The following is a 19,961-nucleotide window of genomic DNA, read 5'->3' on the forward strand; positions in this document are numbered from 1 at the left end:
ATCAGCCGCTCTTTTCATCGATGAATCCCCCAACCAATAAGACCATGATCCAGATCAAACAACGGATAGGCTCTCATGATCAACGTGGCTTTGGTCTCACGGAAACATTGATTGCGGCAAGTGCAGGAGTTGCACTGATTGGAGCATCGACCTTGGCCCTACGAACCACTGGGAGCCTGATCGACAAAATGGATCTTAAAGCAGGCTTACAACAAAACACCATCAGCGGAAAACGCATGATGCGTTCAGAAATCGAGAGGGGTTTGCACTTGCTGGTCAAGACCAAACAAAAACCTGCAGATCAGCTTGCTCATACGGATATCACTCACACTGATTACCAAGCTTCTCTTAGCCAATGTCAATCATTGGCGAAACAATCCAAACAGGTATTCAATCCAGTGTTCGGCATCAAGATGGCTGAACTCAATAATCCTGTGTATTACGGCTTATCAGTCAGCAGCGTTGGCAAGGGCTATGCATTACAGCGCTGTGGAAACTCGATGCAACTCGATGGCAGATACAACGAAAAAGATAAACAATCGCTCGCCATGGTGATTGATGATATTGGCGTGATTCGATGCTCCTCAGATCAGCCCGAATGCATCATTGATCCAACCAAGGAAACAGCACCCCTGAGTGAGCTAGCCGCTGCTACAGATTTCGTCTTCAACGAAGACAAAACTCCCGAACGCTCTTCGCGAGAGCCAGCCATTCGACTGATGACAGACGAAAACAGAAAGCTGATTCGCTTTATTGACCCCACCACAGATAAAGACAATATCCAAACAAGCTTCCTGAAAATTGAATCGGTCAATAAAGAGATCACAACACACCCCTTCTATTTCGTTGCCTACTCCCGCGCTGACAAACGCATTGAGAAAGGACCGGACGACAGTGAAATGCTGGACGGTCTCTTCTTTCGAAATGTCAGCAGCAAACGTTTGCGGTTTCTGGTGGACGGCTCTGGCTCAATGAGTGCATGCATTTTGTGGGGCAGTGGGTTTGGCAACAGAAAGATATTCTGGAGTGGCCGTTATTACTTCTGGAGCCGAAGAAGTTGTGCACTTACGCGAATGGAGTCACTCCAGCATGAATTAATTTCGCTTCTCCAAGAGCTTCCGAACGACTCACATATCAGTCTTCGCTCTTTCAGTTCTCCAGGCTATCAAAATCATAGAATTTGGCAGACTTCTGCGAAGTCACTGGTCAAGATTGGGCATGAAGGTGCACGTGATTCAGCCATTGCATTCGTGAATACTCTGGATGATGGTTACCCCTACCGCTGGGGTGGAACAGATCCATGGCAGGGGCTTAATGAAGCATTCGCCGATAACAACACCGATACGCTTTACTTCCTTTCAGACGGCGAGCCTAATTATGATCGCAATCGCGGGCGATGGACGAAAGCCGATCACGTATCAACTTCTGGTCATTATGCAGGACTGAACAACAACAGAGAAATTGCACTCAAAGTCAATACGATTGCGCTTGGTCTTCAATCCAAATGGATGCAATCGCTTGCAGGGAAAACAACAGGAGACTACCTGCATATTGACAAAGCATATGTGCTGAGCTCGTCAACTAAGTAATGCTCAGTTATTACCAATTTTGAAGCGAATATTCTGATCACATGCATTTTTAGCAATCTTCGAAGGCAGAAAACCTAAATTCTGTAATAGTTCAGCGGCTGCTCAGGTTTGCCGCCCCGATCAACCTGCAACTGGATCCTGGCCAGGTAGCGGCGAGCCACGACCGCGTTTTCCATCTCAAAAGAGGCAAATCGCTCCAGGTGGCTGCACTGACTGGCCACCACGTCAGCACGATCGAAGTGAAAGCCGATGTCTGAAGCCAGGGCGATCACGGCCTCGAGATCAATATCCAGGGGCAGATGGGCATCGCCCCAAAGCTCCACATGAAATGCCGCCAGCTTCTCTTGCAGCTCGGCATCCGAGCGCACCCTCGTGAGAAAGGCCGTGAGCTGCTCGGCTCCGCTCATCCCCACAAGCCAAGCGGCACAAATCCACCGATCCATTCCACCGCCAGATCCGAGAGTTCCAGACCAGCCGAGAGGCCGGTGATGTACTGATAGGTGGGGCCATTGGTCCCAATGATGTTCGAGACCAGAACATCGTCCCTGCTGATCACCAGCTCCCCTTCTTCGATCTGACTTTGAAGCGTCACGATGTTGTAGCTCTGCCCAGCCCGGGTGTTGAAGGCCACCTCAAGAGCATTGCTGCCGTTGTCGGTCGGCATCAGCCTGACGATCGGATCGCCGTAGTCATAAGCGGATGCGTCTCCAGCGGAACCGCCTCGATAGATGGTCACCGTGGGTTGGCGCGACGGGAAAGGCAACAGAGACGTCAGTCGACTGTCGATCTGATCATCCAGCAACTGCGACATCTGCGCGTAGGCCAGCCGTTGCTGATCGGTGGCCAACGACTCGTCTCCGTGCATCACTCTCAGAGCCTCCGCCTTGGGATCCAGATTGCGCAGTTCCAGAGGAGCAGCCTTGAACGGATTCAACTGGCCGGTGATGGGATCAACATTGGGGTAATAGTCGCCGCCTCCGGGTCGGAGGTCATAGAACTCACCCTGCCAATTCGCCGGGTCGTACGCCTCATCACCCGAGAAGTAGCGAACGTATTTGTAATCCTTCGTGCGTACTGCCTGAAGACGATTGGGGCCTGGGAGTATTCCATGATCCCAGGCACCCTCTGGGATTGAATTCGCAGGATCCATCCCTGCATAGATGTCGTCATAGGTGTACAGCAACGACGACTGCACATCGAGATCATCAATCGAGAACGGCGAACCCTTCGCAGCTCTGCGAATGATCGAGGAATAGTCAACGCCGCGCAGGTCGTAACTCTCCAGTTGCTGTCGACTGGAGCCATAAAGCCCAGCCACTGTGGGCAGAAAGTCGACAAGCGAGACCAGGGCATCAGACGTCTGGCCGCCCTTGAAATAACGAGGATTCGACCAGATCATCGGCACCTGGATCGACCCTTCATAGGCGTTGAACATCTTCTGAACCATGCCGCCATGGGTCATGCCCATCTCTCCATGATCAGCGGTGCTCACAAACATGGTGTCGTCGACCATCCCATGACGACGCAACGCCAGGATCACTTGACCCATCTGGGTATCGGCGATCTCCATGAGATTGCCGTAGAAATTGAGATAGTTGAGCTTCATCTCATCGGTCGGCAGCGGTTGAGCGCTGGCCTGCGCAACCAGCCACTCGCGCTGAATCTGAGGTTTGTAATTACCGGCTAAATCAAACCCTTTCTGAATCGCCGTGGGTGATGCGATCGGTTCATTCACCGTCTTCGGCAGAATGTCGATGTCGCCTTTGATCATGTCCCGGCTGTAGCCGAACTTCGTCTGAGAATCGCCCTTCCCCCAGGACTGGGGATACGACAACACATCGTGGGGGTTCACCAGGGACACGACCATGGCGAACGGTCGATCATTCCCCGACAGAACGCGCCGATTGAGCCAACTGGTGGCCTCAGCCACAAAACGGGAGTCGTTATCGGCATAGCCACCACCCGCATTGGCAGGGTTCATATCCTGTCCGGCATCCGGCCCCTGCCAGTCGCTGAACTCATAGGGCAGCATGTCCTGGTAAACCTCCTCGCCGTCTTCAAGGGTGATGGTCTTGCTCAGGTGGGTCTTACCGAAAAACGACACGTCATATCCCTGATCCAGCAGAACATTGCCAAGCGTGGGCAGATCGGGATTGAGCTGCACCTGAGAATCGAGGATTGGATTCTCAATGTCGCTGAGGAGCAGGTCGAGCTCATGCTGAGCCGGGAACTTACCTGTGAAGAACGTGGCACGTGCAGAGGAGCACATCGCCGTGTTCGTGAAGGAGTTCTCGAATGAAAGTCCGTTATCGAGCAGCCACTGACGCGTCGGCAGATTCTCCTTCGCCCAGTCGCGGGGCAGCCACAGATCCTCTGGCTTGACCTGATCCCGGATGAACACAACCAGATTCGGTGGTCGTTCCGTGGAGGCATCGGAATCACTGATGCTCTTGCGCACCTGATCCAGTTGCTCTGAGTTCTTTATTCCCTCCAATCCGCTCTGATCAGCAACGCTCAGGTAATCCCTGGTCAGCATCAGCTGCTGATCACTCAGCTGATCAAGACTGAATCCGGCCAACTCAGCGACATTCCGTTCGCGGTTGCTGGGTTTCAAACCCAGCACATCGTCTTGCGAAGTCTGTGGAGTCAGAACGTCGAGGATCTCTGCCACTTCGGCAAGCTTGTCGAGCCGCCGAATACCCAGATCCTTGGCACCACTCAGGAGATCCTGCACAAGCTGCAGCTGATCGGCACCGAACGACTCCTCTTCGAAGCCGATCAAGCGAGCAACTCGGCGCTGATCATTGCTGAGAGATGACCACAACACAGAGGATGTAATGATGCCGAATCGACGACTAAACCGTAGACATGGACTGATTTCTGTCAATCAGAGGCTGCAGAAACCAACGTTTTGTTGAATGGATCAACCCTCTGGTTTGTACACCGATGAATTCGCCCTGGGTCCTGCTGTTGCTGGCGATCGCCGCTGAAGTGATCGGCACCTCCTGCCTCAAGCTGTCGCAGGGCTTCAGCAGACCTGTCCCCACGTTGATTGTGCTGTCGGCTTATGCCATTTCGATGACGTTGATGTCACGGGTGGTGCAGGTGCTGCCGATGGGCCTCACCTATGCCCTCTGGAGTGGAATCGGCATCGTGGCCATCGTGCTGATCGGCCTGCTGCTTTACCGACAAGTGCCCACCCATGGGCAGCTTGTTGGCATGGCCCTGATTACAGCCGGTGTCATCACCGTGAATCTCAGCGGTAGCGCCGGGCACGCCTAGCTGAGCTCGAAACTCCAGCGTTAGCTCAAGCAAGACCAGCCACAACCAACCCTTCGCATCCACCGGCGCAGCGGTGGCGGATGCCATCCGGGCCTCTGATCTACAACAGCCTGCCCATATCAACTGATACCAGTAGTCGCAGGAGATCACATCGATATGGGAAGGTCGTCAGCACGCTGAACCTCCCTGCCTGTGCCTCGCTTTCGCCGATTCCTGCTGATTGCAGCTGTGATTGCAGGGCTTGCCGTGCTGTTTCAGATCATCCGGGCGAATGGCCTCTGGCCAACCCGGGAGGAAATCGAACTTCAGGTGAAGACCCTCGGGATCTGGGGGCCCCTGGCGCTGTTTGCGCTGCGTGGCGTCAGCATCGTGCTGCCAGCTCTGCCCAGTACGGTTTTTTCACTGGTCGCCGGAGCCGTTCTTGGCTTTCGCACAGGCTTCATCACAATCGTGGTGGCCGATCTGATCTTCTGCCAGGCAGCCTTTCTCCTGGCGCGTAACTACGGGCGAGACCCTGTCCGGAAGCTTGTGGGAGATCGGGCAATGGGCATCATCGAAGGATTCAATCGCAATCAACTGGAAGGCAATCCCTTTCTTCTCAGTGGGCTGCTGATGACAGGGCTGTTTGATTTCGTCTGCTACGCAGTCGGGCTGGGAGGGACTCGCTGGCGAGCCTTCATCCTGCCGTTGCTGTTCAGCGTGATTCTGAGTGACGCTCCAATCGTGGCTCTTGGCGCCGGAATCTTCAGCGACAACAACAGCAAACTGCTGATCGGCGCGGCTGTCTTTGGAGTGTTTGGCCTGGCTGTCATCGCAGGCTGGGTCAAGAAACGCACGCGCCAGCAGGCAGGCTCAGGCAGCTAAGCCCAGCAACGCGTCACTGCGTTCCCTGGTCCGCGTCAAGAGCTCTGCATCGCTGTTGAGATCCCGGCCATAGCTGGGAATCAGTTGCTGCAGGCGCTCTTGCCAGGCCTGCGTGGCCAGTTTTGAGGCAAAGCAACGCTCCAGCACCTCCACCATGATCTGCACGGAGGTGCTGGCCCCAGGAGACGCTCCAAGCAGCGCGGCCAGGGATCCATCCGCTGCACTCACCACTTCCGTTCCCATCTGCAGGCGACCGCCATCAGACGTGCGTTTGATGATCTGGACCCGCTGCCCGGCCACCGACAGGCGCCAGTGATCTGCATCAGCCTCTGGTAGGAAAGCGCGCAAAGCCTCCATCCGATCGGCTTCGCTCTGGCGCAGCTGATTGATCAGATATTTCACGAGAGGCAGATTGTGAACTCCCACCTGCAGCATCGGCAGCAGGTTGGTGGGACGTACCGACAGCGGCAGATCCAACAACGAACCGGTCTTGAGAAATTTGCTGCTGAATCCTGCATAAGGACCGAACAGCAGAGAACGCTTGCCGTCGATCCAGCGGGTGTCGAGATGGGGCACCGACATCGGCGGCGCGCCCACCTTCGCCTTGCCGTACACCTTGGCGTGGTGTCGTTCCACCAAAGCGGGCTCACCGCACACCAGCCACTGACCACTCACAGGGAAGCCGGCATAGTCGGCGGCCTCAGGAATGCCACTGCTCTGCAGCAGTGGCAGGGCACCACCACCAGCGCCGAGAAACACGAACGGCGCCTGCACCTTGCGACGGCCCGACGGCCCGCGCAGCTCAAGCTGCCAGTCGCAGCAGCTCATCGACTCCGTCAGCAGACGCTTGAGTCCCTGCACCGACGTGCCGTACATCACCTCAAGAGCACCCGCTGTCTGCAACGGCAGCAGCAGTGCTCTGGTCAGAGCGCCGAAGTCAAGATCGAGTCCACGCTCGATGCGGGTGGCTGCAATCAGTTGATCAGGGCGACGCCCTCCCATCACCAGAGGCATCCAGTCGCCGATCTGCCCGGCATCCGTGCTCCACTGCATGGCGGCGAAGGCCGGCAGGGCACTCAACTGACGATGCCGCTGCTGAAGAAACGCCACATCCTCCTGTCCCCAGACAAAACTGAGGTGGGGCACCTGGTGAAGAAAGCTGCCTGGATCAAGAATCCCCTGTGCTGTGAGGGAGGCCCAGAACTCCAAGCTGGTTTCGAACCCGGCATTGATGGCCACGGCCTTCGCGGTCGACACCGTTCCATCAGCCTGCTGAGGGGTGTAATTGAGCTCACAATTGGCGGCATGGCCTGTGCCGGCGTTGTTGACCGCAGCACTGCTCTCCAGAGCCGGCGCCTCGAGACGCTCTACCAGCAGCAGGCGCATCTCCGGATCGAGAGCATGCAGCAACGCAGCCAGGGTGGAACTCATCATTCCCGCACCCACCAGCACGGCGTCGTAACGATCCATCGCGTCGGGTGATCCTGCTTCTCAAGGGTATGAACCAATCTGGACACATGCCTGCCTACGCTGAGCGGAAGCACTCACCCCCATCCGGCCATGAGCACCGAAACGATGCCGCTCACCACTGAAAACGTGGAAAAAGTGCTCGATGAGCTGCGCCCATTCCTGATGGCCGATGGCGGCAACGTGGAAGTGGTGGAAATCGACGGCCCGGTGGTCAAAGTGCGGTTGCAGGGTGCTTGCGGCAGCTGCCCCAGCAGCACCATGACGCTGAAAATGGGAATCGAGCGCAAGATGCGCGAATGCATTCCTGAAGTGAGTGAAGTGGTTCAGGTGCTCTGATTTCGACTGAGCCGTCGACAAGCTCAATTCACAGCCAATCTCTTCACTTCTCGCTGTCACTGTGCCGGCGGCGGACAGGTGCGGAGCTCGAAATTGCAGGCATAGATGGTTGACTTCTGCCAGCTCAGTGGAATCTCCAACAGATCGCGGGTGCCGGTGATGCCCTGCGCCACGAACAACACTGCCGCAAGCAGATTGGCGGTGACATGCAGTCGGCGCAGGCGCAGATCGCGCAAAATCTCCGGCTGAGCACCCAGACCAAGAACACCAGCCCAGGTGATCAGAGCAAACGCCAGCCGCAGGCGAGCTGCCTTCGCAATCCACAGCGCGCCCAGGCTGAGCAGGGTTCCGATCAGAACCAGCAGCAGCGTGCCGGCACGAGCGAAGCCTCCTTGGAACTGATTCAGCGGCCCATGCGTTGCGATAACCACGGTGAGTGCAACGATCACGAGACCGACGACAGCTGCGGCCAGCCAGCGACCGAGATCACTGTGGTCGCGCCCCACCGTCGGAGGCGGTTTTGCGGTCTTCAATCGCCGAGATCGTGTCTGCATCGCCAGTCGCACCACGATCCCGGTGAGGGGATAGATCAACACCACCGCCAACACCGGGTGGAGGATCCAGAGCCAGTCCACCAGCGCCATCGGTGATACCAACCCAACGAGCAAACGCAACGTAGCCATGGCTTGGCTGAACACTCCTCAGCAGAGCCATGTCTTGAACTTCGACACGAACCCGTTCGAAGCTGCCTGGTGGAGCACTCAGTGCAACCTCACCAGAAGCCGCCTGGGAACGCAGCAATGCACGAACTGAGGGGCGATCATGAGATCAGGTTGCGATCCCCAATGCTGAGAGAACTCTGCCCCGCACTGGCCAATAAGACCTACTTCAACTACGGCGGGCAGGGGCCGCTGCCAACACCCTCGCTGGATGCCATCACCACCAGCTGGAAACGCATCCAGGAGCTCGGCCCCTTCACCACGGACATCTGGCCCTACATCAGCGCCGAAGTGAACAACACCCGAGGCCGCCTGGCCCGGTTGTGCAATGTGCCAGCGCATCGGCTCGCTCTCAGCGAGAACGTGACCACGGGGTGTGTGTTGCCACTCTGGGGCCTGCCCCTCGACGATGGCGACCACATTCTGATCAGCGACTGCGAGCACCCCGGCGTCGTCGCGGCCTGTCACGAGCTGGCTCGTCGCCGCCAGCTTCAGGTCCACACGCTGCCGGTGAAGCAATGCAGACTCGGCCGCGAGGATCAGGCCAGCACCGATTACGAGGTGCTGGCAGCTCTGGCAGAGCATCTCACCAGCAGGACCCGCATCGTGGTGCTGTCGCATCTGCTCTGGAACACCGGTCAGCAGATGCCGATTGCAGCAGTGGCGGCACAACTGCAGCAGCACCCGGCACAGCCGTTCCTGCTTGTGGATGCTGCACAGAGCGTCGGCCAGATCCCTGTTGCAGAGGCGGCAGCAGCAGCCGATATCTATGCCTTTACTGGGCACAAATGGGCCTGCGGTCCGGAAGGGCTGGGCGGGGTCGCGATCTCAGAGCGTGTGCTCTCGGAGGCCCATCCCACCGTGATCGGCTGGCGCAGCCTTCAGGATGAAACGCGAGCTGTGGCTGATGATCCAGACCCCTTCCATCACGACAGCCGTCGCTTCGAGGTGGCCACCAGCTGCGTGCCACTGATGGCTGGCCTGCGCTGCTCTCTTGACCTGCTGGAGCAGGAAGGTTCCAGCGAAGAACGAATCAAACGCATCCGATCTCTGAGCGAACAGCTCTGGAGAGATCTGCAGTCGATCCCTGGAGTTTCACCGCTGCTCGCCGGCCCACCACCGGCCGGTCTCGTGAGTTTTCAGATGCACCCTGAGGCAACGAGTGCCACACCAGCCGAGCTGGTGAAGGCCCTCGGCGGACAACAACTTTGGATCCGTGATTTGGCAGATCCGATCTGCCTGCGCGCCTGCACCCATGTCTGCACCAGTCAGACCGACATCGCACAACTCACCAATCAGATTCGGATGCTGTCAGCGATGGGCAGCTAAGCAAAAGCGCCCGAAAACGAGCCCTGAAAAGGCATGAAAAAGACACTCCAAGCTCTCATCGTTCTAACGTTTTATTTCTGGGCCTTTCAGGCTTCTGCGCAGGTCAATTTCACAGAAATTGACGGCAGTCTTTTACATTTTCAGCACTACCCAAATCCCCGTTCAAAATTCAAAGGGACCATTATCTTTCAGAATGGAACAGGGTCATCATTGGAAGCATGGTCTGCGAATCAAACGCTCTTTGATTGCATCAAACAACTGGGCAATCTGTTCATGTATGACAGAAGTGGGCTTGGCAAAAGCTCACCAGATTTCAGCGTCTCTACCGCGAATCCGATCACAGCGGAGCTCGTTAACTCGAAACTCACCCAACTTCTCGAAAGGAATCGGATCAAATCACCCTACATTCTTGTTTCACACTCCTACGGCGGACTCTATGCAGGATATTTTGCACGCAAATATCCTGACTTAGTCGCTGGCATGCTGATGATTGATCCGGTGCCGAGCAATTTCCTGTATTCAGACAGGATTCAAAAACAATTCAACGTCGCCCTCACAACCATTGGAGAAATGCCAAGCAGAGCAGCCTACAAGCTATACGGCGTTTCAATACAAAGCCAAAACAATGGAATAACAGCCGATGGGTTTTACCAACAGAAAGGATTTCAGAAGACCATGAAGCAAGTGGCAGAGCTGCCTCCGATGAGTAGCACATTTCCAGTCACCATCATTTCATCGGCTGAAATGAACACCAGTGCTCCAATCAAGGGGGATTGGCACAGCCTGCAAAAGCAATGGCTAAACCAGAATCCCAACAGCGCCATAGTCAAAGCTGATGGCGGTCACTTCATACAGATTGAGCATCCCAAACTCATCTGCAATCAAGTGGACAAGCTCGTGAAAATAGCATCACAGTGATCAAAAGAAGATCGATAGATTTTGAGAAAGACCAAGCATCAAAACCAATCATCATCGTCATATTTTGACTGGTCATCATCGAACAGATTTCTGATCAAAAGATGATCCTGAACGACAACCCTTTTCAGGCATCGAAGCGTTGATTGAGCGCTCGCTCTGCTTCTTCTCGGTCATCGAAGTGCAGCTTTTCAGTGCCGACAATCTGGTAATCCTCATGCCCTTTGCCGGCGATCAAGACAAGATCGCCGGGACCTGCCTGAGCAACGGCCTGAGCGATCGCGAGCGCTCGGTCGGCTTCCACCTGGTAGTCGATGCCTGAAGAAAGGCCAGCCACCACATCGTCGAGAATGCGCTGTGGATCCTCAGTCCGAGGATTGTCGGATGTGACCACAACGCGATCAGCCAGTTCTGCAGCGATCGAGGCCATCTGAGGACGCTTGCCCCGGTCGCGGTCTCCACCGCAGCCAAACACGCACACCAGGCGTCCATTCACAAAGGGGCGGCTGGCCTGGAGTGCGCTTCGCAGGCCATCCGGGGTATGGGCGTAATCCACAACGACGGCGGGGAGCTGATCCGTGGGAGAGCTGGAGGGCAGAACTCGCTCCATGCGACCAGGCACTCCACGGAACTTCGGAAGGGCCTCCAACAACGGAGGCAGTGGTAAGTCCTGCTGGAGCAGGGAGCCGACGGCCTGCATCACATTCATCAGATTGAAGCGACCCACCAGAGGCGAATGGAAACGTCCTTCGCCACGGGGAGTGAGCAGCATTCCCTGCACACCGTTCGATGTCATCACAAGATCACGCATGCTGAGATCGGCCGCCTCGTCGAGACTGCAGCGCCAGCAACGATCACCAAGACGATCAGCCAGTCGACGTCCCCAAGCATCGTCAACATTCACCACCGCTCGAGGGCCTTCACCAGTCAGGAAGGGATTGGCAAACAGGCGCGCTTTCGCTTCGAAATAGGCCTCCATTGATGCGTGGTAGTCGAGATGATCCTGCGTGAGGTTGGTGAACACAGCGGAGGAAAAACGACAACCGGCGACCCGTTGTTGATCCAGAGCATGGGAACTGACCTCCATGGCCGCCACCTGGGTGCCCTGATTCAACGCTTCTGCGAGCTGGGCCTGCAGCCGATCCGCAACCGCCGTGGTGTGGGTGGACGTGAGGCTGTGTCCGGGCCAACGGTTGACCAGTGTTCCGAACAGTGCGGACTGGCGACCGCACTCCAGGCTGAGATGTTCGATCAAATGGGTTGTGGTGGTTTTGCCATTGGTGCCAGTCACACCGATCAACTGCATGCGCAAAGAGGGCTGTTGCCAGAACGCGGCAGCCAGCTCACCCGCCCAATGAGACACGGGCTCAGGAATCACCAGAACGGGATCCTGGGCGGAGGGCGGATGCGACTGCGCTGCTTGCTCCCCGATCAGCGCGGCCACGGCGCCGTCCTTCAGAGCCTGCGGCCAAAAACAGCCCCCATCCACCCGCTCACCGGGGAGACCGATGAAGACGCAACCCTGGCCGACACTGCGGGAATCACAAGTGATGGACGTGACCGCCGGGTTGGGCAGTTCAGCCGGCACAGGCAGCAGCACTGCGTTCAGCAGCGAATGGAGCATCTGCGTCATCACCAGCCCCTAAAGCTGAGGCCGTTCTAGTCCGATACGGCGATGGTGGAGCAGAGCCGTTGCAACCAATTGAACAGTCCCTCTCCGCTCAGGCGAGGAGACACCCGTGGCAGGGGTTTCCCCTGCAGCGCCAAAACAGGCACTTCAAGGTCGTACCGAGTCCGAAGCTCTGGCTCAATCCCCGCAGCATCGATATCAATGACCTCCAAGCTCAGCGGTGGCTCCAAACGACTGAGATCAAGATCGTGCAGACGTTGCTCCAACCCTTCGCAAAGACAGCAGCCCTGTCGACTGAACAAGGTCAGCCGCAGGGGCTCAATCGGGGACTGGATCACAGCCACAGGGGGTAAAGGGATGACAGCGACAGATCCGGCGCAGAGTGAGCCAGCCACCGCGCCAGGGTCCATGGCGCTGAATCGCTTCCAGGCCATAGGCACTGCAGCTGGGGATGAAGCGACAACGAGGGCCGAGGAAGGGCGAAAACCAGCTTCGATAAAAACCGATCACCGCGATCATCAGCTGAGCCACGGCCCGACTGAAAGCCTCCCCAACACTGGCCAGGAAGCCGACAGATAGGATGCGTGGTTCGCGCATGCAACAACGCAAGGCTGACTTCAAGTCCAGCATGGCGTTTCGCACGCGTGAATGGTCCAACACCTTCTACATCTATGTCTCGTTACCGCGGCCCTCGCCTGAGGATCACGCGGCGCTTGGGAGACCTCCCTGGTCTCACCCGGAAGGCCGCAAAGCGGTCCTATCCACCCGGTCAGCACGGCCAAGCCCGTCGCAAGCGCTCTGAATACGCGATCCGCCTTGAGGAGAAGCAAAAGCTTCGCTTCAACTACGGCGTCTCAGAACGTCAACTCGTGCGCTACGTGAAAAAAGCGCGCGCTCAGGACGGTTCCACAGGAACCAACCTGCTCAAACTTCTCGAGAACCGTCTCGACAACGTCTGCTTCCGTCTCGGATTTGGCCCCACAGTGCCTGGCGCCCGCCAGCTGGTGAACCATGGCCATGTCACTGTGAACGGCCGCGTCACCGACATCGCCAGCTACCAGTGCAAGGCCGGTGATGTGATCGCCGTGCGCGAGCGCAAGGGCAGCAAGAAACTGGCTGAAGGCAACCTGGAATTCCCGGGCCTCGCCAACGTGCCGCCTCACCTGGAGCTCGACAAAGCAAAACTCAGCGCCAAAGTGATCAACAAGTGCGAACGCGAATGGGTCGCTCTGGAGATCAATGAACTACTGGTGGTGGAGTACTACTCCCGCAAGGTCTGAGGCCTGCCTCTAATCTCACCGCATTGCAGTTGTGCAGTCCCCGCACGGTCTTTCCGGAGCGGGGTTTTTCATGTCGAAACCAACGGGTCGGCGATGCGTTCACGCGGCCAGCCCAGAAGGGCAGGCACAACGTGAGGCTTCAGTTGGCCTCCGCGAGAATTTTCCAGGAGATGTCCTCCATCAAGACAGAAGGCTGACCCTCAAGGGCGGCAGCCAGATCCGCCGGTTCAGACAGATCAACCAGAATCACTCCATCGCGGCAGAGGAACTGCATGTCGGATTGATCATCACTCAGCACCCGAAACGCAGCGCCATGCTCTTGAGACCAAAGTGTTGCTTTCGCCCTGGCTTCCAACAAATTGAGGTTTTCTGCAATGCAGGCCCAGCCTTTGTCAGAAAGCCGTTGAATACAAAACACGGTCGCACCCTGTGATGAATGCACTGTGCGTCAGCCAGCATTTTTAAGCCAGTAAGCAACAGACGAGCTTTGGGATCACCCAGAGCTTGGCGATGAATTGAACACAATTCTTGTGCCTCAATGTTGAATTGACGTCGTGATGCCATTGAAGTTGGCTCACGATCGCATCGGGCCTTCGCCAGGATCCCGGAAATGCTGTCTCGGCGATGCTTCGTCTCTCAACCCTTCTCTACGCAACACTTCTGATCACAGCTCCTGCATTCGCAGGCTCGGGCGGCTGCCAGCGCAGCCAGAGCTCGGCGGATGCCCTGATCACAGAGCAGAAGCAGGACGCCGAAACTCAGTCCTGACGCTCATGACCGAATTGGTCTCAAGACGTTAAGAGCTGCCTGCGAAGAGCATGGTCATTGCCATTATCAGAACGATGCAGGTGGTTGGGGTCGGATTTATCCGGCCCCTTTTGCTGTGGATCGAGGTTCATCCAAGAGATCCCCTCTGTGCGCTCCAAGCATCAGAGTCGAAGATCGAACCGTGGCAATCGAGAACAGCGGATCGCAAAAGTGTCTGAGAATCAGTAAATCGGATACAACGATATTGAGTGTTGATAAGCGGTCAAAACAGACAAACTCCGACTCAACAGCTAGAGCTAGCCTTGCAAAACATGGTCGAATAAAATGCTGAGTTGGTTGATGTCGCTGCTAGCTGGTGATCAGATTTTTCCAGACGAAAAAATGCTCTTAGTTCTTGGTCCAGTGCCGAGAGAAGGAAGAAGCGAAACAACTGAATGACTTGCCCAGTACTGCTGACTCTGTCGCTCGGCAATCTCGAAATCAGCGAAATTAGCGCCGCTGTTCTCATCGCTGTCTCGCTGTTATTTCTAGTGAGCTTCGGGATTGTCTCCCTGAAAAACGACAGCAAAGGAATGATGGAATGGATGTTTGATAACAAAGCCAATGAAAAACGCTGAGCCGAGGAACGGAATATCCTGATCGACAGTAGTCACGGCATACGAACGAAGAGCTTGAAGCTGTGATTCAGGCAGCACAGAGAGGCCAAGCGACCAACAATGCGTTGAATCAAGCGAGAAAACACTCGATGAGTGAGATCGGATGGCATTGTGACAAAAATGTCGTGACGGTGCAAAAACACAAGCCAATGATTGACCGCAAAAAGGATGTTTAAGCAGATGTTTTCAGTCACTTTGGCAGCCAACAAAGCAGCGATTAGAATATGCTTCAATCTCCGAATATCATGCACAAAACGATCAATCAGCTTGTGCTGTGGCTAGCACTCTCGCCCACATTCATCGCATTGCATCCGGCGCACAGCAAGCCTGTCATCTGCTCACCCAATAATGGCTCCACGAAAGTCCTGGCGAAGCCGTCCCCAACCAGTCCTCCTGCCAAGGGCTGGGGGCCTGGCAACAGCATTGGCACAGCATGGCAGCTCGTGAAAAACAAAGAGCAGACATTGGGCCAAATACAATATATTCAGGGAAAACTTTTATCCCCTTTTAGCCCAAGGGCCGGGTACTCCTACAACCAATATCTGGCAGCAAAAGGGCAAGATGTTTGGGGCATTCTCTCGGAATGGAATTGCCAGTAACTGATCAGTTACTCAAGAAATCACCAGATCATATGCCACTAAAGGTCGATTAATCTATGAGGTGCAAGACACAACCATCAAAATCCGAAGGACATCGTCACGAAGACGAATCAACATTGACAAACCAAATGATATTGCTAAGTTAAAGTTAAACAATCAGGCCACACGAATGAGGTCTTTAATTCGCAAGCCTTTTCTAGTAATTACATCGATCTCGCTTGTCGCAGGATGCGCACCTGGAAACCCTGAAGCCGTTATAAACAATGTTGGGCTCACGACAGTCCTCACGAAGCCGACGAACAAGACCTACTCCTTCCAAAGCACACTAGAAGCAAAAGACAACGTCAGATTAGCCGCACAAGTTGTTGGCAGAATACGATCTATCGATGTCAAAGAAGGTGCTCTAGTTCAAAAAGGACAACTCCTTTATACACTTGAGCAGATGAATGAGAAGAAATTAAAGGAAGCTCAAATAGCAAAAGCCAGGCTTGATGCTAAAAATGCCAGAAGATATGAATTCCTCAATCAACAGGGTGCTGTTTCGGAAAAGATGAGAGACGAATATATCACTAGAGCTGAAAGCAGTCAGGCATTGGAAGAATCATTCAACGCAATGCAGGGGTACAAGATCATCAACGCTCCAATCAAGGGAACTGTGACATCAATAGATATCAAACAAGGAAGCATCACAAGCATTGGAGAACCCATCTTTAACATTATCGACAACTCAGTATTGGAAGCGAGAGTGAGTATTCCAGTTTCATTATCAAACATCATACAAATCAATAAGTCCGTTGATCTTTACTCAAGCCAGAAAGGTCTTAAAATTGGAGAAGGGCGCATTAGCTTCATCAGCCCCTCCATCAACAAGGGCACCCAAACGTTTCTTGTCAAAGCATTGTTTGCTAACAACGAACGCAAATTGAAGCATCATGAAAAAGTCACAGTCAAGATAGAGAGTATATCTCGAAATGGCCTATTAATACCAACCTATTCTATCTTTCGCAGTGCTGGACAATCCTTTGTGTTCAAAGCAGTGGGCGTTGAAGAAGCTCAAAAACTCTTGAACCGTCAAATCAAAACGAGACAAGGGTTCAAAGGGTTAATCGCCATACAAACACCCATTAAAGTTGTTTCTCACGGGAAAGGTGAATCAGAAGTTCTATCTGGTCTCAAAGCTGGAGACAAAATAGTGGCAAAAAATCAGCACTTACTAGGCAACGGAACGCCCATTAACTAGTACGATGAAAATTGCAAATTACTTTATTGATCGCCCTGTACTAAGCGCAGTACTGAGTCTGTTTATAATTTTATCGGGGTTATTTTCAGTCTCAAATCTACCGATCGAGAGCATCCCCAATATCGCACCACCAACGATTGAGGTGATAGCCGTCTATCCAGGTGCCAGGGCGGAGATTGTTGAAAAATCAGTAACGACTCCTTTGGAAAGGCAAATTAATAGCGTTCCAGGGTTGGACTACCTGTTGTCAAACAGCAGCAGCAACGGCGTCAGCACAATCCGCGCAGTATTTGAGTCCAACACTGATGTCGCCAAAAATCAGGTCAATGTTTTAAATAGTGTGCAAACTGCAATGGCAGAGCTACCAGAAGAAGTATCAGCTCAAGGTGCCACAGTTAAAGAGTCAGAATTGAGCTATTTGCAAGTCTATAACATTGAGATGAGAGATAAATCATATGACACAAACTACTTAAATGGATTTTATGATTTAGAAATCTCAGATAGTTTGACCAACTTGAAGGGTGTTGGTCAGGTCATTTTACTTGGCGGCTCAAAGCCAGCCTATAGGCTTTGGCTTGATCCGCAGAAACTCAAACGATACGACTTAGCGGTCGCCGATGTTATTCAATCACTCGAAAATCAGAATCAAATTCTGAAAGGGGGATTGATCGGAGGGCCTCCATTTACGAGTGAAGTCGACACGACAATGCCATTATTAATTGATGGCAATCTTGAAGGAGTTGAAGAATTAAATCAGCTCATTGTGAAGGCCGGTGACCAGTCATTTGACCAGCAAAGCACATCAAGTGGTGACGAAATGGTCTATTTAAGCGATGTTGGCTATGTTGAGTATTCGCTTGAGAGCATTAGCGAGCAGTCAATTGACAGCAGCAACGGCACGCCATCATTATCATTTGGAATTATCAAGCAACCCGGCTACAACACAGTCAATACTTCAAAAAGAATCAACGAATATATCAGCAAGGTGAGCTCATCCCCTCCTCCAGGGATTGTCATTCAAAAGATATTTGATCAGGCTGATTTTGTAAAAAGCTCACTCGAGGGTGCGCAAAAAAATCTGAGAGATGCAGCCATTTTGGTTATTCTTGTCATTTTTATATTTCTGCAAGACTGGCGATCTACACTGATACCGTTAATTGCCTTACCAGTATCACTCCTAGGTGCTGTAGCACTTACGAACCTTTTTTCGTTTGCCATTGATAGCTTAACGTTAATCGGATTCAGCCTTGCAACCGGATTGGTCGTTGACGACGCAATCATCGTTGTCGAAGCAATTTCAGCAAAAATTGATGCTGGAGCTGATCCTAAAAATGCTGCAAAGGAGGCAATGACAGAATTAGAGTCTCCTATTATTGCAACGGCCTTTGCATTAATCGCTGTATTTTTGCCCGCCATCTTGATTTCAGGGCCAACAGGAGTCATCTTCAGAGGGATTTCAATAACAGTTATTTTTTGCATTGTTGTAAGCACATTCAATGCGATTACGGGAAAACCTTTGCAATGTTCAATTCTACTTAAAAAAGAAAAAAGTACTTTTTCAAGGCAGCGCGCTGCGCAGATTTGTGGAGTCATCGGCCTAATAGCAGGGTTATTTTCGTATCAACTGGCTCCGGTTTTGATCTACACGACGATTGGCATTCTGATTGGATGGTACCAGCAGTCAATCTTTGATTTAATTAATCGCTTCGTTGCCAAAGTCTCTCACGCCTATAACATAGCCCTTAGAAAGTTTATGGTGAAAAGTCGCCTGACTTTTGCGATCATTTCATTGAGCTTGATCGTGATGATGATATTCGTAGGATATTACCCAAAAAGTTTTATTCCCGACCAAGATCAGGGGTATGGACTAGGAACTATTCGATTATCAGGTGATGCTTCCCTTCAGGCAACGATGAACGTTGCAGATCAAGCTCAAAAAATACTAGCGAGTGAACCTGAAATTGTTGATGGAGCATTGGTGGGTGGTACAGGCTTCCATGGCTCTTCTCCCAACCAAGGCGTGTTCTTCTTCGGTCTGAAACCTTTCAATGAACGCACAAAGAGTTCAGACAATGCCTCGACGATTCTTAAAAATCTAAATCAAGAATTTAAGGCCATTCCGAATGCTGAGGTTATGGCAGTGCCGCCTCCGGCAGTCCCTGGATTCAGTGTAGAAGGAGGTATCCATAGTTATCTCGTTGATGAAAGCAACCGTGGCTACAGCTTCAATGATTTATCAACCATCGCACACTCATTCATCAAGCGAAGTCAAGAGGATCGTCAATTCAGCTCCGTGGACACTCCTTCAGATCTCCATTCGAATGCTCTACGCCTTGAGCCCGATAGACGAAAAATGGCATCCCTTGGCGTTGATTATAAAGTTGCTATGAATGAAGTCAGCGCTCTCTATGGAGGTAACTTTGTTAACAGTACATATGAGAGAGGCCAATATCGTCAGATTTATGTGCAGGCACAAAGTAATCAAACAGAACTCCAAAGCTCTCTGAACGAAATTTATATTCCTTCTAGAGAAGGTAACTTCGTTCCTTTATCAGAAGTCATCGCGATCAAAAGAGTTGATTCTCCCAATGTGATTAACCATTTTAATCTTAAAAGGGCTATCCCCATTCAGGCTCAACCGTCTCCCTTCACCAGCAACGGCCAGGCAATTAATCAATTGCGGTCAAACTTTAGAGGTTTGGACTTCGCAAAAATCAGTCAAAACTGGGCAGGATTGGCACGTACAGAAGTACAAGCCAAATCACTGCTTGTGAATGCTTTAGTTGCAGGACTGGTGATGGCCTACCTCATCCTGTGCACACAATTCAACAGTTTTATTGATCCAATTATTTTAATTTCTTCAATTCCAATTGCTTTCACCAGCTCGTTCCTGTTTTTAGCCGTAAACAGAATAGACCTAAATGTTTTCGCGGAATTCGCCTTCATCGCTTTGATCAGCCTGGCCGCAAAAAATGGCATATTGATTATTGCCCTGGCTAATCAATACAAAAACAGAGGATTCCAGCTCGCCGACGCCATTCAACAGGCGGCCTCCAGACGTCTACGCCCAATCTTGATGACATCGATTGCCGCGCTGGCAGGCTTCTTGCCTTTGATGTCGGCGACTGGTGCGGGTGGATTGGCACAACGATCGATCGGAACAGTTCTGTTTGGTGGTTATTTCATGGCATCGTTAACGAGTCTCTTCATTGTGCCCACGTTGTACGTGGCATTGAAAAAAAGATTTTCCACGACTGAGTCGTAACAACCTAGATTGGTTGCTA

General features: G+C 53.1%; 20 protein-coding genes. 12 read left to right on the forward strand and 8 right to left on the reverse strand.

The features are described from left to right. Window positions 1–20: 20 nt before the first annotated feature. Window positions 21–1,589 carry a hypothetical protein gene (locus tag AC6EI9_RS07135; RefSeq protein ID WP_498469788.1) on the forward strand — a complete coding sequence of 523 codons (1,569 nt, stop codon included), beginning with the start codon at window positions 21–23 and terminating at the stop codon, window positions 1,587–1,589. 74 nt (window positions 1,590–1,663) lie between these two features. Here the strand turns inward: AC6EI9_RS07135 and AC6EI9_RS07140 are convergent, their stop codons facing one another. Next, complete coding sequence (locus AC6EI9_RS07140; protein WP_498469789.1) at window positions 1,664–1,996, reverse strand: Nif11-like leader peptide family natural product precursor; 333 nt, start codon at window positions 1,994–1,996, stop codon at window positions 1,664–1,666. Continuing rightward, entirely contained in the window at window positions 1,993–4,413 is a 2,421-nt protein-coding gene (locus AC6EI9_RS07145; RefSeq protein ID WP_498469790.1) for a sulfatase-like hydrolase/transferase, read from the reverse strand. The genes AC6EI9_RS07140 and AC6EI9_RS07145 overlap by 4 nt, the downstream gene beginning before the upstream one ends. Window positions 4,414–4,535: 122 nt before the next feature. Here AC6EI9_RS07145 and AC6EI9_RS07150 point away from each other — a divergent pair, with 122 nt between their 5' ends. Next, the gene (locus AC6EI9_RS07150) at window positions 4,536–4,871 is read left to right on the forward strand and encodes a DMT family transporter (protein WP_498469791.1); all 336 of its coding nucleotides are present in this window, start codon (window positions 4,536–4,538) and stop codon (window positions 4,869–4,871) included. 192 nt (window positions 4,872–5,063) lie between these two features. Then, complete coding sequence (locus AC6EI9_RS07155; protein ID WP_498469792.1) at window positions 5,064–5,735, forward strand: TVP38/TMEM64 family protein; 672 nt, start codon at window positions 5,064–5,066, stop codon at window positions 5,733–5,735. Here the strand turns inward: AC6EI9_RS07155 and AC6EI9_RS07160 are convergent. Continuing rightward, window positions 5,724–7,205, reverse strand: a complete 1,482-nt coding sequence (locus AC6EI9_RS07160) for a malate:quinone oxidoreductase (RefSeq protein ID WP_498469793.1) — start codon at window positions 7,203–7,205, stop codon at window positions 5,724–5,726. The two genes, AC6EI9_RS07155 and AC6EI9_RS07160, sit on opposite strands and share 12 nt — an antisense overlap. Before the next feature lie 90 nt (window positions 7,206–7,295). Between AC6EI9_RS07160 and AC6EI9_RS07165 the strand changes: the two genes are divergently transcribed. Next, a complete protein-coding gene (locus AC6EI9_RS07165; protein ID WP_498469794.1) occupies window positions 7,296–7,541 on the forward strand; it encodes a NifU family protein in 246 nt (81 codons plus the stop codon). A 56-nt stretch (window positions 7,542–7,597) separates the two neighbouring features. Here AC6EI9_RS07165 and AC6EI9_RS07170 read toward each other — a convergent pair whose 3' ends face one another. Next, entirely contained in the window at window positions 7,598–8,185 is a 588-nt protein-coding gene (locus AC6EI9_RS07170) for a DUF4079 domain-containing protein (protein ID WP_498469961.1), read from the reverse strand. A 201-nt stretch (window positions 8,186–8,386) separates the two neighbouring features. On the opposite strand from AC6EI9_RS07170, the gene AC6EI9_RS07175 reads away from it, so the two are divergent. Beyond that, the gene (locus tag AC6EI9_RS07175) at window positions 8,387–9,589 is read left to right on the forward strand and encodes an aminotransferase class V-fold PLP-dependent enzyme (RefSeq protein ID WP_498469795.1); all 1,203 of its coding nucleotides are present in this window, start codon (window positions 8,387–8,389) and stop codon (window positions 9,587–9,589) included. A gap of 33 nt (window positions 9,590–9,622) precedes the next feature. Beyond that, window positions 9,623–10,507, forward strand: a complete 885-nt coding sequence (locus AC6EI9_RS07180; RefSeq protein ID WP_498469796.1) for an alpha/beta fold hydrolase — start codon at window positions 9,623–9,625, stop codon at window positions 10,505–10,507. A gap of 124 nt (window positions 10,508–10,631) precedes the next feature. Here AC6EI9_RS07180 and AC6EI9_RS07185 read toward each other — a convergent pair whose 3' ends face one another. From AC6EI9_RS07185 to yidD, 3 genes are read right to left on the reverse strand one after another with little or no spacing between them, the layout of a single operon-like run. Continuing rightward, complete coding sequence (locus tag AC6EI9_RS07185) at window positions 10,632–12,137, reverse strand: UDP-N-acetylmuramoyl-L-alanyl-D-glutamate--2,6-diaminopimelate ligase (RefSeq protein WP_498469797.1); 1,506 nt, start codon at window positions 12,135–12,137, stop codon at window positions 10,632–10,634. 26 nt (window positions 12,138–12,163) lie between these two features. Then, window positions 12,164–12,472, reverse strand: a complete 309-nt coding sequence (locus AC6EI9_RS07190) for a glutaredoxin family protein (protein ID WP_498469798.1) — start codon at window positions 12,470–12,472, stop codon at window positions 12,164–12,166. Further along, entirely contained in the window at window positions 12,453–12,731 is a 279-nt protein-coding gene (gene yidD / locus AC6EI9_RS07195) for a membrane protein insertion efficiency factor YidD (RefSeq protein WP_498469799.1), read from the reverse strand. Before yidD ends, AC6EI9_RS07190 begins: the two co-directional genes overlap by 20 nt. Before the next feature lie 74 nt (window positions 12,732–12,805). Between yidD and rpsD the strand changes: the two genes are divergently transcribed. Further along, on the forward strand, window positions 12,806–13,414 hold the full coding sequence (gene rpsD, locus AC6EI9_RS07200) for a 30S ribosomal protein S4 (RefSeq protein WP_498469800.1): 609 nt from the start codon (window positions 12,806–12,808) through the stop codon (window positions 13,412–13,414). A 139-nt stretch (window positions 13,415–13,553) separates the two neighbouring features. Here rpsD and AC6EI9_RS07205 read toward each other — a convergent pair whose 3' ends face one another. Further along, window positions 13,554–13,856 carry a hypothetical protein gene (locus tag AC6EI9_RS07205; protein ID WP_498469801.1) on the reverse strand — a complete coding sequence of 101 codons (303 nt, stop codon included), beginning with the start codon at window positions 13,854–13,856 and terminating at the stop codon, window positions 13,554–13,556. 182 nt (window positions 13,857–14,038) lie between these two features. Between AC6EI9_RS07205 and AC6EI9_RS07210 the strand changes: the two genes are divergently transcribed. From AC6EI9_RS07210 to AC6EI9_RS07230, 5 genes are all read left to right on the forward strand, one after another. After that, complete coding sequence (locus AC6EI9_RS07210; RefSeq protein WP_498469802.1) at window positions 14,039–14,182, forward strand: hypothetical protein; 144 nt, start codon at window positions 14,039–14,041, stop codon at window positions 14,180–14,182. 434 nt (window positions 14,183–14,616) lie between these two features. Further along, complete coding sequence (locus tag AC6EI9_RS07215) at window positions 14,617–14,799, forward strand: hypothetical protein (protein ID WP_498469803.1); 183 nt, start codon at window positions 14,617–14,619, stop codon at window positions 14,797–14,799. Window positions 14,800–15,083: 284 nt separating this feature from the next. Then, on the forward strand, window positions 15,084–15,437 hold the full coding sequence (locus AC6EI9_RS07220) for a hypothetical protein (protein WP_498469804.1): 354 nt from the start codon (window positions 15,084–15,086) through the stop codon (window positions 15,435–15,437). Window positions 15,438–15,498: 61 nt separating this feature from the next. Beyond that, window positions 15,499–16,677, forward strand: coding sequence for an efflux RND transporter periplasmic adaptor subunit (locus AC6EI9_RS07225; RefSeq protein WP_498469805.1), 1,179 nt, complete (start codon window positions 15,499–15,501; stop codon window positions 16,675–16,677). 4 nt (window positions 16,678–16,681) lie between these two features. Then, window positions 16,682–19,942 (forward strand): efflux RND transporter permease subunit, encoded by a 3,261-nt coding sequence (locus AC6EI9_RS07230; protein ID WP_498469806.1) that lies wholly within the window; start codon window positions 16,682–16,684, stop codon window positions 19,940–19,942. Window positions 19,943–19,961: the final 19 nt, after the last annotated feature.

This window comes from Synechococcus sp. MIT2312 (assembly GCF_059772315.1).

Bases quoted from the DNA above. Each gene is read 5' to 3' on its own strand.
- AC6EI9_RS07170 (WP_498469961.1), bottom strand. From the start codon at position 8,185: ATGGCGCTGGTGGACTGGCTCTGGATCCTCCACCCGGTGTTGGCGGTG.
- rpsD (WP_498469800.1), top strand. From the start codon at position 12,806: ATGTCTCGTTACCGCGGCCCTCGCCTGAGGATCACGCGGCGCTTGGGA.
- AC6EI9_RS07175 (WP_498469795.1), top strand. From the start codon at position 8,387: ATGCTGAGAGAACTCTGCCCCGCACTGGCCAATAAGACCTACTTCAAC.
- AC6EI9_RS07230 (WP_498469806.1), top strand. From the start codon at position 16,682: ATGAAAATTGCAAATTACTTTATTGATCGCCCTGTACTAAGCGCAGTA.
- AC6EI9_RS07210 (WP_498469802.1), top strand. From the start codon at position 14,039: ATGCTTCGTCTCTCAACCCTTCTCTACGCAACACTTCTGATCACAGCT.
- AC6EI9_RS07140 (WP_498469789.1), bottom strand. From the start codon at position 1,996: ATGAGCGGAGCCGAGCAGCTCACGGCCTTTCTCACGAGGGTGCGCTCG.
- AC6EI9_RS07135 (WP_498469788.1), top strand. From the start codon at position 21: ATGAATCCCCCAACCAATAAGACCATGATCCAGATCAAACAACGGATA.
- AC6EI9_RS07215 (WP_498469803.1), top strand. From the start codon at position 14,617: ATGACTTGCCCAGTACTGCTGACTCTGTCGCTCGGCAATCTCGAAATC.
- yidD (WP_498469799.1), bottom strand. From the start codon at position 12,731: ATGCGCGAACCACGCATCCTATCTGTCGGCTTCCTGGCCAGTGTTGGG.
- AC6EI9_RS07185 (WP_498469797.1), bottom strand. From the start codon at position 12,137: ATGACGCAGATGCTCCATTCGCTGCTGAACGCAGTGCTGCTGCCTGTG.
- AC6EI9_RS07180 (WP_498469796.1), top strand. From the start codon at position 9,623: ATGAAAAAGACACTCCAAGCTCTCATCGTTCTAACGTTTTATTTCTGG.
- AC6EI9_RS07165 (WP_498469794.1), top strand. From the start codon at position 7,296: ATGAGCACCGAAACGATGCCGCTCACCACTGAAAACGTGGAAAAAGTG.
- AC6EI9_RS07220 (WP_498469804.1), top strand. From the start codon at position 15,084: ATGCACAAAACGATCAATCAGCTTGTGCTGTGGCTAGCACTCTCGCCC.
- AC6EI9_RS07160 (WP_498469793.1), bottom strand. From the start codon at position 7,205: ATGGATCGTTACGACGCCGTGCTGGTGGGTGCGGGAATGATGAGTTCC.
- AC6EI9_RS07150 (WP_498469791.1), top strand. From the start codon at position 4,536: ATGAATTCGCCCTGGGTCCTGCTGTTGCTGGCGATCGCCGCTGAAGTG.